The sequence below is a fragment of the Nitratireductor pacificus pht-3B genome, from assembly GCF_000300335.1.
In the GTDB taxonomy this organism is placed as follows: Bacteria; Pseudomonadota; Alphaproteobacteria; order Rhizobiales; family Rhizobiaceae; genus Nitratireductor; species Nitratireductor pacificus.
The window spans coordinates 23,341-36,409 of the sequence record NZ_AMRM01000001.1; the positions used below are offsets into that span (position 1 = coordinate 23,341).

The window sequence follows — 13,069 nt, forward strand, 5'->3', positions numbered from 1 at the left end:
ACTGTTGTTGAGGATCGCCGCCGGCAGAGGCGGCTTCCGGGAGGCGAGAATGAAGCATGCGGATGGTCGATCAGCCGAGGAGGAGGGGGCGCTGGCGGAAGGGTTCGAGCTGACGGCATTGCCGCCGGGCTTCGTGGACGACCCGTTTCCGATCTACCATGCGCTGCTCGAATACGCGCCGCTGAAGCGTTTCGCCGACGGCTCGGTGATGCTGTCGCGCCATGCCGATCTCGACCGCATCTATCGCGACACGAAAACCTTCTCTTCCGACAAGAAGGCGGAGTTTTTGCCGAAGTTCGGCGACACGCCGCTCTACGAGCACCACACGACAAGCCTGGTGTTCAACGATCCGCCGCTCCACACGCGCGTGCGCAAGATCATGATGGGCGCGCTGACCCCGCGTGCCCTGGCGGCGCTCGAGCCGGGACTGATCGCGCTGGTCGACGGGCTGATCGACCGCATGGAGGAGAAGGGCGATGTCGACCTGATCGAGGACTTCGCCGCCGCGATCCCCATCGAGGTGATCGGCAATCTGTTCGACATCCCGCATGAGGAGCGCGAGCCGCTGCGCGACTGGTCGCTGGCAATCCTTGGCGCGCTGGAGCCGGTCCTGAGCGACGATCAGCACAGGCGCGGCAACACCTCCGTTTCCGATTTCAAGGCCTTCCTGAAGGACATCGCCGACGACCGGCGGCGCCATCCGGGCGACCCGGCGACCGATGTCCTGACGCGGCTGATCAACGGCAATGAGGGGGAGGAGCTTTCCGAGGTGGAGCTTTTGCAGAACTGCATCTTCATCCTCAATGCCGGGCATGAGACGACGACCAACCTCATCGGCAACGCGCTCCATGAACTGCACAACTGGCCCGAGGAGAAGGCGCGGCTCCTGGCCGACCCGGAACTGATCGGCACGGCGGTGGACGAGTTCCTCCGCTTCCAGAGCCCGAACCAGCTCGGCAACCGGATGGCGGTGGAGCCGGTGGAGTTCCATGGCGAGACGGTCGAGCCGGGCACGCCGATCCATCTGTGCATCGGCGCTGCCAACCGCGATCCGCGCCAGTTCGACGACCCCGACCGGCTCGACGTGTCGCGCAAGCCGAACAGGCACCTGGCCTTCGCCGGCGGCCCGCATCTGTGCGCCGGTTTCTCGCTGGCGCGGATGGAAGGCCGCGTCGGCATCTCGCATTTTCTCAAACGGTTTCCCGACTACCGGCTGACGGGCGAGGGCGAGCGCACCGGACGTGTGCGCTTCCGCGGCTTTGCCCGACTGCCGGGGCGGGTGCGCTGAACGACAGGAGTTTCGAATGAGCGTGTTGCGGCTTGAAAGCTTTGCGAAAGGGCGGTGGATCGGTCCCACGGATGGGGTGAAGCCATTGAAAAGCGCGGTGACGGGCGAGGTGGTCGCCGAACTGGGCTCGGCTGCGCTCGACTTTGCAGGTATGGCTGATTTCGCGCGCAGCGTCGGCGGGCCGGGCCTGCGCGCCATGACCTTCCACGACCGGGCATTCGCCTTGAAGGCGCTGGCGCAGTATCTGAACGACCGGCGCGAGGCGCTCTACGAACTGTCCTACGAGACGGGGGCGACCAAGCCCGATTCGATGATCGACATCGATGGCGGCATCGGCACGCTGTTCGTCTATTCGTCCAAGGCGAGGCGCGAACTGCCGGACGACCAGGTCTTCGTCGATGGCGCGCTGGAGCAGCTGTCGCGCGGCGGTAGTTTCGTCGGCCAGCATGTGGCAACACCCTTGCGCGGCGTGGCCGTTCACATCAACGCCTTCAACTTCCCCGTCTGGGGCATGCTGGAGAAGCTGGCACCGACGCTGATCGCCGGCGTGCCGGCTATCGTCAAGCCGGCCTCGGCGACGGCCTGGGTGGCAGAGGCGTGCTTCCGCATGATCATCGAATCCGGACTGCTGCCGGAAGGCGCCGTGCAGTTCGTCGCCGGCTCGACGGGCGACCTGCTCGACCGGCTGACCGGGCAGGATGTGGTGTCGTTCACCGGTTCGGCCTCGACGGCATCCATGCTGCGGGCCAACCCGAAGATCATCGGCAATTCGGTGCGCTTCATCGCCGAGCAGGATTCGCTGAACGCCTCCATCCTCGGTCCCGACGCGGCGCCCGGAACGCCGGAATTCGATGCCTTCATCAAGGAGGTGCATCGCGAGATGACGGCGAAGGCCGGGCAGAAATGCACGGCGATCCGCCGCATCATCGTGCCGGGCGAAAGCCGCGACGCGGTGATCGAGGCGCTGTCCGCCCGGCTCGAAAAGACGGTCATCGGCAACCCGCGCGATGAGAAGGTGCGGATGGGTGCGCTGGCGAGCCTGGCGCAGAAAGCCGACGTGCTGGAGAAGGCCGCCATTCTGGAAACGGAGGCGCGGCGCGTCTTCGGCGATCCCGCGTCCTTCCGGGTGGAAGGGGCCGATGCCGAACGGGGCGCGTTCGTGCCGCCCATGCTCTATTCCTGCGACGACCCGGACGGCGCGGAGAAGCTTCACGCGGTGGAGGCCTTCGGGCCGGTCTCGACCGTGATGCCCTATCGCGATCTCGGCCATGCGCTGGCGCTCGCCAATCGCGGCGAGGGATCGCTGGTCGCCTCCGTCTTCACGCATGACCCCGGAGTGGCGCGGCAGGCGGTGCTGGAGGCAGGCGCCTTCCATGGGCGGCTCTATTTCGCCAACCGGGACACGGGCAAGGAGGCGACAGGCCACGGCTCGCCGCTGCCGCACATGGTGCATGGCGGCCCCGGCAGGGCTGGCGGCGGCGAGGAGATGGGCGGCATGCGCGGCGTGATGCACTACATGCAGCGCACGGCAATCCAGGGCAGCCCGGACATCATCGCCGGCATCACCAACCGCTACGTGGCGGGCGGCTCGACCGTCGAGAAGGAGCCGCATCCATTCCGCCTGACCTTCGGCGAGTTGACGCCCGGGCGAACGCTGTGGGCCGGGCCGCGCACGGTGACGCTTGAGGATATCGAGCATTTCGCCGAGTTCACCGGCGACACGTTCTATGCCCATATGGACGAGGAAGCGGCGGCGGCCAATCCGTTCTTTCCCGGCCGGGTGGCGCATGGCTATCTGATCCTGTCCTTCGCCGCCGGCATGTTCGTCGAACCGGCGCCGGGACCCGTGCTTGCCAATTACGGCCTCGACAATCTGCGCTTCATGAAGCCGGTCTCGCCGGGCGACAGCCTGAAGGTGCGTCTGACGGTGAAGCAGAAGACGCGCCGCAAGGACGAGTATGGCGAGGTGCGCTGGGATGTCGGCGTCTACAACCAGGAGGGCGAGCAGGTGGCCGCCTATGAGCTCCTGACGATGAACGCCATGTAGCCGGTGACGATGACCGGGGCGGCATCGACGTCCCGGTTGCCTGTGGCCGTCCGCTCCGAACTTTTTTCTTTTTCCTTTGAACCTTTCCTCCGTCCATCGCGACGGAGGGCCATAGGGACTGATTCAGAGGAAAAATGACATGAAACATCTTCACACCGGCCTTTTCACCGCTCTCGTCATCGTCGGCGGTCTCGCCCTGCCTGGCAGCGCGAGCGCCAACGGCACGCTGCCCGACGGGCATGGCGGCGCGGTCTGCAAGGGCGCCGGCCCCTGTCTGGTGCTCGAACTCGACTGTAAGGGCACCTATACGGACGCGACGGACAGCAACGGCACCGTCTACGGCAAGTGCTCGCAGGTCGCCAAGATCGCCCCGAAGAACGTGCGGAAGACGCTCAAGCTGCGCTGAGCGTTTCAGCTTGTTCGCCCCATATTCCTGTTCTCACCCTTTCCCCCGAGCGGGGAGAGGGTGAGCTGACCTGCGGGTGGAGAATTCAGGAGTGCAGCCTGTTCGGAGAGACGTGCGACGCCTTAACGCGCCAGTGGTTGAAACGTCACGGCGCCGGTTAGCTCGGCCGCGCGCAACAATGCCGTGCCCGTCGCCACGACCATTTGCGGCAGGAGCATCCATTCGAGCGTCCAGGCGGCGCCCGAGCGCTCGTTCTCGTGCACCAGCCCATGATGCATGCCGGAAAGCAGGGTGGCGTTGAAGCGGGCGAGCGCAACAAGCGTCTCGGCGGCGACCGGGTTCTTCTTGTGCGGCATCGCCGACGAACCGCCGCCGTCGGAAAGCGCGATCTCGCCCATCTCGCTTTGCGCGGCAAGCGCGATGTCCTGACCCATCTTGCCGAGGCTGCCCGTAATCAGCGACAGGAGGGAGGCTAAGTCGGCAATGCCGTCGCGCTCGGAGTGGCGGGCATGATCGACGGGGAACAGGCCGAGCGATACCGCGATGCGGCGCGCGACGGCAGGCCCCTTGGCCCCGAGCTTGTCGAGCGTGCCGGCCGCGCCGCCGAAATGCAGGATCTCGATCTCCCTGCGCACCCGGTCCAGCCGTTCGCTGTGGCGTTCCAGCGGCTCGCGCCAGACGCGGATCTTGCGCGCGGCGGTGACGGGAACCGCCGCCTGCATGCGCGTGTGCCCCATGACCCGCTTCGCGCCGTCGCGCGCCTCCAGCGCGGCGAGGCCGTGTGCCAGGGAGGCGAGGCGTTCGGAAAGGATGTCGCACACATGCTTCAAGCGCAGGGCACGGCCCGTGTCGATGGCATCCTGGCTCGTGGCGCCGAAATGGAGATGCGCCCGATGGGCTTGCGGCAGTTTTGTGCGCAGTTCCACGACCAGCGCCGGCACCAGAACGCCGTCGCGCGCGGTTCCGGCCTTCAGTGCATTGATGTCCGGGCTGAAACCCGAGATGCGCGCCGCGATCGCTTCCGCCGCCGCCTGCGGGATGACGCCTTCCTGCGCCTCGGCTTCGGCCAGCGCCCGTTCGAAGCGCAGAACGGCATCGATCTCCGCCCGGGCCGTGAATTGCGCGGCCAGCGCCTCGTCGCCCAGCAGGCCGGACAGGATCGGGTGGTCGAAGGGCGAGATGGTCATTGCGAATGCTGCCTTGCGTTCAATGAGCGGCGCCGGCCCACCCGGCTTTTCCGCCGCGGGACCGGAACCGCAGATCGACACTATGCCCGATCAGATGTCGAAAAACACCGTTTCGCGATCTCCCTGCAGGTGAATGTCGAAAGTGTAAGTGTTGCCGTTGCGTCCGGCGATCAGTGTCGGCACGCGGTTCTGGTGCTCGATCCGCGTCAGGACCGGGTCCTTTGCGTTGGCTTCCTCCTCGTCGGCGAAATACATGCGGGTGGCGAGGCCGAGATTGAGGCCGCGCGCGACGATCCAGAGGCTGATATGCGGCGCCATCATGCGGCCGTCGGGGAAGGGGACGCGGCCCGGCTTGATCGTCTCGAAGGTGAGGACGCCCGTTTCCATGTCCGAGGCGACGCGTCCCCAGCCGGCGAAATGCGGGTCGGCCGCGCCGCGCGCCTCGGACGGCGAATTGTAAAGCCCGTCAGCATCGGCCTGCCAGAGTTCGATCAGCGTGTCCTTCACCGGCGTGCCGGTGCCGTCGAAGACGCGCATCTCGACCCGGATCCGCTCGCCGCGGGCCTTTTCGCCGGCCAGACGCGTGCCGAGGTCTTCGGGATAGACGCCCGTGATGCCGGAGAGATTGGGCGTCAGGCCGATATGCACATAGGGGCCGGCGGTCTGCGAGGCGCTTTCCTTCAGCCGCGTCAGCTTCTGGGCCATCAGTTCCCCTCCATGCGGTTCTCGAACAGGGTCGAGCGCCGGCCGCGCAGGACGATGTCGAACTTGTAGGCGCGGGCGTCCATCGGCACGGTGGCCTGCATGTCGAGCGCGGCGATCAGGCCCTCGACGGCGGCCCGGTCCGGTATGGTGTTGACGATGGGGCACAGCCAGATCATCGGGTCGCCCTCGAAATACATCTGTGTAACCAGGCGCTGGACGAAGCCATGGCCGAACACGGAGAAGTGGATATGCGCCGGCCGCCAGTCGTTCTGCCCGTTCGGCCAGGGATAGGGGCCGGGCATGACCGTCAGGAAGGAATAGTTTCCCTCCTCGTCGGTGATGGTGCGGCCGCAGCCGCCGAAATTCGGGTCGAGCGGGGCGAGATATCCATCCTTCTTGTGCCGGTAGCGGCCGCCGGCATTGGCCTGCCAGAATTCGACCAGCACGTTGGAGAGGCCGATGCCGCGCTCGTCCAGCACACGGCCGTAGACGATGATGCGTGGGCCGATGGCGCTTTCGCCGGGCCGGGCGAAGTTTTGGGTCAGGTCGTTGTCGTGCTCGCCGAGCATGGCATGGCCGAAGGCGGGGCCGGTGATCTCGGACAGTGTTCCGGGAAAGGAGATCGGCGCGCGCTGCGGCGCGCGGCTGACGGAAGTCTTGTAGCCGGGCGTCAGCATGGGCGGATGCCAGGCGCGGTCGCGCTGGAAGAAAGCGCCGGTTTCCGGCTTCTCGTTTTTCATGGTTCGCCTCCTTCCATGGCGGAAAGCGTCTTCCGGACAATTTTGATGGCATGGTTCGCCGCCGGCACGCCGGCATAGATCGCCACATGCAGCATCGCTTCGCGCAGGTCCTCGGCGCTGGCGCCGGTGTTGGCCGTGGCGCGCACATGCAGGGCCAGCTCGTCGTCCTGGCCGAGCGCCGCGAGAAGGGCGATGGTGACGATGGACCGCTCCCGCTTCGTCCAGTCGGGGCGCGACCAGACATGGCCCCATGCGGCCTCGGTGATGAGGTCCTGGAACGGCGTGTCGAAATCGGTCTTGCGTGCTTCCGCGGCGTTCACCCAGTCGTCGCCCAGAACGGCGCGGCGGGTGGCCATGCCGGTCCGGTGGCGTTCGCTTTTCCTGTCTTCCGGCATGTTCATCTCCCGCCGCTCAAAAGGGCAGCCCAACATAGTTTTCCGCCAGCATGGTCAAGGCGGCGCGCGATTGAAAGAGGTAGTCAAGCTCGGCGTGCTGGATTTTCTGCCCGAAGGCGCCCTGGTCAGGGAAGCGGTGCATCGTGTTGGTCATCCACCAGGAAAAACGCTCAGCCTTCCACACCCGCGCCAGGGCTTTCTGCGAGTAGGCGTCGAGGCCGGCGGCGGATTTCTCGATGTAGAATTCGCGAAATCCATCAAACAGATAGCGGACGTCGCTCGCAGCCAGATTCAAGCCCTTGGCGCCGGTTGGCGGCACGATGTGGGCGGCGTCGCCCGCCAGGAAAAGCCGGCCGAAGCGCATCGGCTCGGCGACGAAGGAGCGGATCGGGGCGACGGATTTCTCCACGGAAGGGCCGGTCGCCATGGATTGCGCCGTCTCGTCCGGCAGGCGGCGGCGGACCTCGTCCCAGAAGCGCGCGTCCGGCCAGTCCTCGACGCGCTCCTCGGCGGTAATCTGCACATAGTAGCGACTGCGCGTGGTGGAGCGCATCGAGCATAGGGCGAAGCCGCGCGGGTGGTTGGCATAGATTAGTTCGTGGCCGACCGGCGGAACGTCGGCGATGATCCCCAGCCAGCCGAAGGGATAGACGCGCTCGAACGTTTCGATGGCGGCCTGCGGCACCGACCGGCGGGCGATGCCGTGATAGCCGTCGCAGCCGGCGATGAAGTCGCAATCGACGCGGTGGGTCACGCCGTCCTTCTCATAGGTGAGGAAGGGGTGGTCCGTATCGAAGCCGTGGGGACGGACATCCGCCGCCTCGTAGACGGAAACGGCGCCGAGCGCTTCGCGGCCGTCCATCAGGTCATGCGTCACCTCGGTCTGCCCGTAGACCATGACACGCTTGCCGCCGGTCAGGCCGTGCAGATCGACGCGGTGGCGGCGATTGTCGAAGGTCAGGTCGAAACCGTCATGCGGCAGGCCTTCGCGGTGCATGCGGGCGCCGACACCCGCCTCGTCGAGCATGGCGGCCGTGCCTTCCTCCAGGACGCCGGCGCGGATGCGCGAGAGGACATGCGCCTTGGAGGAGCGCTCGAGGATGATGTTGTCTATGCCGGCATTGGTCAGAAGCTGACCGAGCAGAAGCCCGGCGGGGCCCGAACCGATGATGGCGACCTGTGTACGCACGTTCGCGAAGTCCTCCCTGACGTGCCGCTAGAGTGAAAACTCCAGCGTCGCGCGGCAATGGACATTTTTAGCAAAGGATTGCACATTTCGCTCATATCCGGAACGGCGTATCATGAAGAGAGCGATACCGAACTATCGTCTTTATCAAGAAAAATCAGAAGAATCCGAGGATTTCTGGCTTCATTGTGAAACGCTGTCGGTGCGAAGCGGGCTGCACAATTGGGAAATCGCCGTGCACCGGCACTCGGCACTTTTCCAGATCTTCTGGGTAACGGAAGGCAGGGGAACGCTGGTTTCTGGCGGTGGCGCGGACAGAGATTTCGCCGCGCCCTGCGTGCTGTTCATTCCGTCCGGGGCGGCGCACGGGTTTCGCTTCGCGGAAGGCTCGGAAGGGCTGGTGACGACCGTGCTCGCGGACCGGCTCTCGCTGCCGGCCGCCGCCGACAGGACGCTTTCCGCTTTCGTTGCCGAAACGCGGATCATCCCGCTGGGAGACGCCGCCGCGGAGGAGGGCGCGCGGCTCGACGACCTGTTCTGGCGCATCCACGCGGAGAATGCGCGCCGGGATGTCGGGCGCGACCTCCTGCTCGACGCCCTGGTGGTGGAGGCGATCGTCTGGCTGGCGCGCGCCAGCCGGCGCCTGATGCCGGGTGGGCGGGGGGCTGCAACGCGCGACGGCGCGCGGATGCAGGCGCTGGAAACCCTGATCGCGGCGCATTTTCGCGAACATCGCCCGGTCGGCTTCTATGCGGGGCGTGTCGGCGTGTCGGTTGCGCAATTGAACCGGCTTGCGCGGCGCGAGGCGGGGGCGAGCGTCTCGCAACTGGTTTCGCGCCGGTTGCTGGAGGCGGCGCGGCGCGACCTGATCTTCACGCCGACGCCGGTGCAGGCGATCGCCTACTCGCTGGGTTTTCAGGACCCGGCCTACTTCAACCGCTTCTTCCGCCGCCAGACGGGCATGACGCCTGGCGGTTACCGCGAGGCGGAGCGGCGCAGGCTGGCTGCGTGAGCGCCGGCGCTCCTTCGGTTTTCCTCAGGCCTGCCGGATATGAGCTTCCTCTTCGAGGGGTGGTATTGCATGTGGTTTCTGCAGCCGGCTACGCCTGCGACCCCCATCCTCGATCCCTCCCCTCAAGGGGGAGGGAAGAAAGGTGCTGCGCTCGATCATCCCCCTCCCCCTTGAGGGGAGGGGTAAGGGGTGGGGGTACCGCGCCGCCTTATGCGATGGCCCCCATTCGCCAAGCTCAGGGGTCGGAGGGAGGCGAAGGAACCCGCCTGTTCCCGCCTCCCTACATCGCCTTGTCGGTAATGGCATGCGTGAAGGCGCCTTCGGGGGCCGATGTGATCACCGGATCGGAGCCGCCCTGAAGCAGCGTGTCGACCGTCTGCTGGTAGGCGGCCTCGTCGAGCTTCGCCGTGTCGCCCAGCAGCTTGGCGATCTCGCCCATCATGCGCTTCTGGTGCTTTTCCGTCTGGGCGCCGGTGGCGTCGTTGTCGAGCACGATCATCGCCGCCTCGTCGGAGTTCTCCTTCGCCCATTGCCAGCCCTTCATCGAGGCCCTGACGAAGCGCACCATCTTGTCGGCGAAGGCCGGGTCGGCGAGCTTTTCCTCCAACACGTAGAGGCCGTCCTCCAGCGTGGCGACGCCCTCATCCGTGTAGGAGAAGACCACCAGATCGTCAGGCGTCAGGCCGGCATCGATGACCTGCCAGTACTCGTTGTAGGTCATGGCGGTGATGCAGTCGGCCTGCTTCTGCAGGAGGGGGTCGACGTTGAAGCCGATCTTCTGGATGGTCACGCCCTCGGGCGAGCCGTCGCGCGGCAGGTTGAGCTTCGACAGCCAGTTGTAGAGCGGATATTCGTTGCCGAAGAACCAGGTGCCGAGCGTCTTGCCCTTGAAATCCTCGGGCTTCTCGATGCCGGTCTCCTTGCGGCAGACCATGTTCAGGCCGGAACGGGCGAAGGGCTGCGCGATGTTGACCACCGGAACGCCCTTCTCGCGTGCGGCCAGCGCCGAGGGCAGCCAGTCGACCATGACGTCGGCGCCGCCGCCGGCCAGCATCTGCACGGGGGCCGCGTCGGGACCGCCCGGCACGATTTCGACATTCAGGTTCTCTTCCTCGTAGAAACCCTGGTCGAGCGCCACGTAATAGCCGGCGAACTGGGCCTGCGTGACCCATTTGAGCTGCAGGGTCACGTCGTCGGCGGCCAGCGCCTGTGCGGCGGTGAGCATGATTGCGCCGGAGAGTATGCCAGTCATTGCTTGTTTCATCTTACGCTTCCCTCTGTGATTGGGCCGCTCTGTCGACGGCCTTGGTTAGCCATTGCGTATGGACGGATGCCAGAAGGTGACGGCGCGCTCGAGAAGCGCGACGGCACCATAGAACAGCGAACCGGCGAGCGCGGCAATGGCGATCTCGGCCCAGACCATGTCGATGTTCATGCGTCCGACCTCGGTGGAAATGCGGAAGCCCATGCCGACGATGGGCGTGCCGAAGAACTCCGCCACGATGGCGCCGATCAGCGCCAGGGTGGAGTTGATCTTCAGCGCGTTGAAGATGAAGGGCGCCGCCGCCGGCAGGCGCAGCTTGAACAGGGCCTGCCAGTAGGACGCGGCATAGGTGCGCATCAGGTCGCGGTCGATGGCGCTGGAGGCCGACAGGCCCTGCACGGTGTTCACCAGCATGGGGAAGAAGGTCATGATGATGACCACGGCGGCCTTGGACGGCCAGTCGAAGCCGTACCACATGACCATGATCGGGGCGACGCCGACGATCGGCAGCGCCGAGACGAAGTTGCCGAGCGGCAGCAGGCCGCGCTGCAGGAAGGGCGAGCGGTCGATGGCGATGGCGGTCAGGAAGCCGGCGCCGCAGCCGATCGCATAGCCGATCAGCACCGCCTTCATGAAGGTCTGCTGGAAATCAGCCCACAGAATGGGAATGGAGCTGATCAGCCGGGTCCAGATCGCCGAGGGTGGCGTGAGCAGCACTGGCGATATCTCAAAGCCGCGCACGACGCCTTCCCAGACCACCAGGAGGGTGATGCCGAAGATGGCCGGCACGACAATGCCGAGCGCGCGCTTGCCGGCGGTCGAGCGGGGCGTGAGGCGCGATAGCCATTCGTTGAGCGCCCAGGCGCAGGCCCAGAAGAGGAAAGCTCCCGTCAGCGCCCAGTTCATGGTTTTTCTCCCATGCGGGCCATCACCAGGCGCTGGCCGATCCCGATCACGCCGACCAGCAGCGCGGCAAGTGCTGCGGCCATGAACAGGGCCGACCAGATCTGCACCGTCTGGCCGTAATAGGAGCCGGCGAGCAGCCGCGCGCCGAGGCCGGCAACCGCGCCCGTCGGCAATTCGCCAACGATGGCGCCGACCAGGCTGATGGCGACCGCCACCTTCATCGAGGTGAAGAGATAGGGAAGCGCCGACGGCCAGCGCAGCTTCCAGAAGGTCTGCGGGCCGCTGGCATTGTAGGTGCGCATCAGGTCGAGCTGGTTGACCTCGGGGCTGCGAAAACCCTTCACCATGCCGACGACGACCGGGAAGAAGGACAGATAGGTGGAGATCAGCGCCTTCGGCAGGAGGCCGGACAGGCCGATGGCGTTGAGCACGACGATGATCATCGGCGCGATGGCGAGGATGGGAATGGTCTGGCTCGCGATGACCCAGGGCATCACCGACTTGTCCATCGCCCGGTTGTGGACGATGCCGACGGCGAGCAGAACGCCGAGCACGGTGCCGATGAGAAAGCCGAGCAGGGTCGAGGAGAGCGTCACCCACGCGTGATGGAACAGGCTGCGCTTGGAGGTGATGCGCGTGCCGGCCGTCGTCTTCCAGATTTCCGCCGCCACCTGATGGGGCGCCGGCATCACCGGGCGCTCCTGGGCCATGGTGTCGCGGACGAGGTCGGCCGTGGTCCATGTCGTGCCGGCGCGCTCGTAGGCGTCGACCTGCCAGGGGGCGTTCAGATAGACGGTGAACGCGTACCAGAGCGCAAGGAGCGCGGCGAGGACGATCAGGACCGGCAGCGTCTTGCCGGCGGCGAGGCGGTGGAGGAGGGACGGTGCGGCGGGGGCGGTGGTGAGGGCGAGGCTCATTGCGCCGGCCTTTCGGGATGGCGTCTCTCCATGCCTCCGTCTGGCCTGCCGGCCATCTCCCCCTCAAGGGGGGAGATCGGGCTGCTTCTACCTCCTGCATTTCCTTCAACGATTGGCGAGACCGTTGCTGCCACCGATCGCCCCCCTTGTGGGGGAGATGCCCGGCAAGGCAGAGGGGGGCGCGAAGGAGCGCCTGCGGCCGTCATTCGCTCACTCATCGGAATGCCCCGCGCGCAGGCCCTCGCGGACGCGGTGGGCGATCTCGAGAAATTCTGGCGTTTCGCGGATGTCGAGTGGGCGCTCCCTCGGCAGGGGCGATTCGATGACATCGGTGACGCGGCCGGGGCGTGGCGACATGACGACGATGCGGGTCGACAGATAGACGGCCTCGGGGATGGAATGCGTGACGAAGCAGATGGTCTTCTGCGTCCGCGCCCAGAGGTCCAGAAGCTGCTCGTTCAGATGGTCGCGGACGATCTCGTCGAGCGCCCCGAACGGCTCGTCCATCAGGAGCAGGTCGGCGTCGAAGGCGAGCGCGCGGGCGATGGAGGCGCGCTGCTGCATGCCGCCGGAGAGCTGCCAGGGGAATTTCTTCTCGAAGCCGGCGAGGTTGACGAGATCGAGGGTGCGGTGGACGCGCTCCCTCTGCTCCGCCCTCGAATAGCCCATGATCTCGAGCGGCAGGGCGACATTGTCCTCGATGGTGCGCCACGGAAACAGGCCGGCCGCCTGGAAGACATAGCCATAGGCGCGGCTGCGGCGGGCTTCCGCCGGCGTCATGCCGTTGACGCGGATATCGCCCTCGGTCTGCTGTTCCAGGTCGGCGATGACGCGCAGGAAGGTGGTCTTGCCGCAGCCGGAGGGGCCGATGAAGGAGACGAACTCGCCCTTGCCGACGGTGAGGTCGACATTCGACAGGGCGCGGACCGACCCGTCATTCGTCTCGAAGGTCAGGCCGAGGCCGCGCGCCTCGACGACGTTGCTGGTGGGGTTGGGAGTGACCATTTCCTGGCTTA

The 13,069-nt window shown here is 66.2% G+C and carries 13 protein-coding genes; 4 read left to right on the forward strand and 9 right to left on the reverse strand.

Going from position 1 to position 13,069, the window contains the following annotated elements; all coding sequences use genetic code 11:
* Nucleotides 1-49 precede the first annotated feature (49 nt).
* The 3 genes from NA2_RS00110 (at nucleotide 50) to NA2_RS00120 (ending at nucleotide 3,741) form a co-directional block, all read left to right on the forward strand.
* Nucleotides 50-1,288 carry a cytochrome P450 gene (locus NA2_RS00110; RefSeq protein WP_008592831.1) on the forward strand — a complete coding sequence of 413 codons (1,239 nt, stop codon included), beginning with the start codon at nucleotides 50-52 and terminating at the stop codon, nucleotides 1,286-1,288.
* Nucleotides 1,289-1,304: 16 nt separating this feature from the next.
* Entirely contained in the window at nucleotides 1,305-3,335 is a 2,031-nt protein-coding gene (gene paaZ / locus NA2_RS00115; protein WP_008592832.1) for a phenylacetic acid degradation bifunctional protein PaaZ, read from the forward strand.
* 139 nt (nucleotides 3,336-3,474) lie between these two features.
* A complete protein-coding gene (locus NA2_RS00120; protein WP_008592834.1) occupies nucleotides 3,475-3,741 on the forward strand; it encodes a hypothetical protein in 267 nt (88 codons plus the stop codon).
* A gap of 122 nt (nucleotides 3,742-3,863) precedes the next feature.
* Here the strand turns inward: NA2_RS00120 and NA2_RS00125 are convergent, their stop codons facing one another.
* The 5 genes from NA2_RS00125 to pobA form a co-directional block, all read right to left on the reverse strand.
* Entirely contained in the window at nucleotides 3,864-4,928 is a 1,065-nt protein-coding gene (locus NA2_RS00125) for a 3-carboxy-cis,cis-muconate cycloisomerase (protein ID WP_008592836.1), read from the reverse strand.
* A 90-nt stretch (nucleotides 4,929-5,018) separates the two neighbouring features.
* Nucleotides 5,019-5,633 (reverse strand): protocatechuate 3,4-dioxygenase subunit alpha, encoded by a 615-nt coding sequence (pcaG, locus tag NA2_RS00130; RefSeq protein ID WP_008592838.1) that lies wholly within the window; start codon nucleotides 5,631-5,633, stop codon nucleotides 5,019-5,021.
* The gene (gene pcaH / locus NA2_RS00135) at nucleotides 5,633-6,373 is read right to left on the reverse strand and encodes a protocatechuate 3,4-dioxygenase subunit beta (RefSeq protein WP_008592840.1); all 741 of its coding nucleotides are present in this window, start codon (nucleotides 6,371-6,373) and stop codon (nucleotides 5,633-5,635) included. The genes pcaG and pcaH overlap by 1 nt, the downstream gene beginning before the upstream one ends.
* Complete coding sequence (pcaC, locus tag NA2_RS00140; protein ID WP_008592842.1) at nucleotides 6,370-6,774, reverse strand: 4-carboxymuconolactone decarboxylase; 405 nt, start codon at nucleotides 6,772-6,774, stop codon at nucleotides 6,370-6,372. The genes pcaH and pcaC overlap by 4 nt, the downstream gene beginning before the upstream one ends.
* Before the next feature lie 10 nt (nucleotides 6,775-6,784).
* A complete protein-coding gene (gene pobA / locus NA2_RS00145; protein ID WP_008592844.1) occupies nucleotides 6,785-7,957 on the reverse strand; it encodes a 4-hydroxybenzoate 3-monooxygenase in 1,173 nt (390 codons plus the stop codon).
* A 112-nt stretch (nucleotides 7,958-8,069) separates the two neighbouring features.
* Here pobA and NA2_RS00150 point away from each other — a divergent pair, with 112 nt between their 5' ends.
* On the forward strand, nucleotides 8,070-8,966 hold the full coding sequence (locus NA2_RS00150; protein ID WP_008592846.1) for a helix-turn-helix domain-containing protein: 897 nt from the start codon (nucleotides 8,070-8,072) through the stop codon (nucleotides 8,964-8,966).
* Between the two features lie 280 nt (nucleotides 8,967-9,246).
* On the opposite strand, the gene NA2_RS00155 is transcribed toward NA2_RS00150, so the two are convergent.
* The 4 genes from NA2_RS00155 to NA2_RS00170 all read right to left on the reverse strand — a co-directional run bounded on the left by NA2_RS00155 (nucleotide 9,247) and on the right by NA2_RS00170 (nucleotide 13,058).
* Entirely contained in the window at nucleotides 9,247-10,230 is a 984-nt protein-coding gene (locus NA2_RS00155; protein ID WP_008592848.1) for an ABC transporter substrate-binding protein, read from the reverse strand.
* Nucleotides 10,231-10,275: 45 nt separating this feature from the next.
* Nucleotides 10,276-11,136: an ABC transporter permease gene (locus NA2_RS00160; RefSeq protein WP_008592850.1), complete on the reverse strand. Its 861-nt coding sequence runs from the start codon at nucleotides 11,134-11,136 to the stop codon at nucleotides 10,276-10,278.
* Nucleotides 11,133-12,053: an ABC transporter permease gene (locus NA2_RS00165; RefSeq protein WP_008592851.1), complete on the reverse strand. Its 921-nt coding sequence runs from the start codon at nucleotides 12,051-12,053 to the stop codon at nucleotides 11,133-11,135. Before NA2_RS00165 ends, NA2_RS00160 begins: the two co-directional genes overlap by 4 nt.
* A 210-nt stretch (nucleotides 12,054-12,263) precedes the next feature.
* A complete protein-coding gene (locus NA2_RS00170; protein WP_008592854.1) occupies nucleotides 12,264-13,058 on the reverse strand; it encodes an ABC transporter ATP-binding protein in 795 nt (264 codons plus the stop codon).
* Nucleotides 13,059-13,069 lie beyond the last annotated feature (11 nt).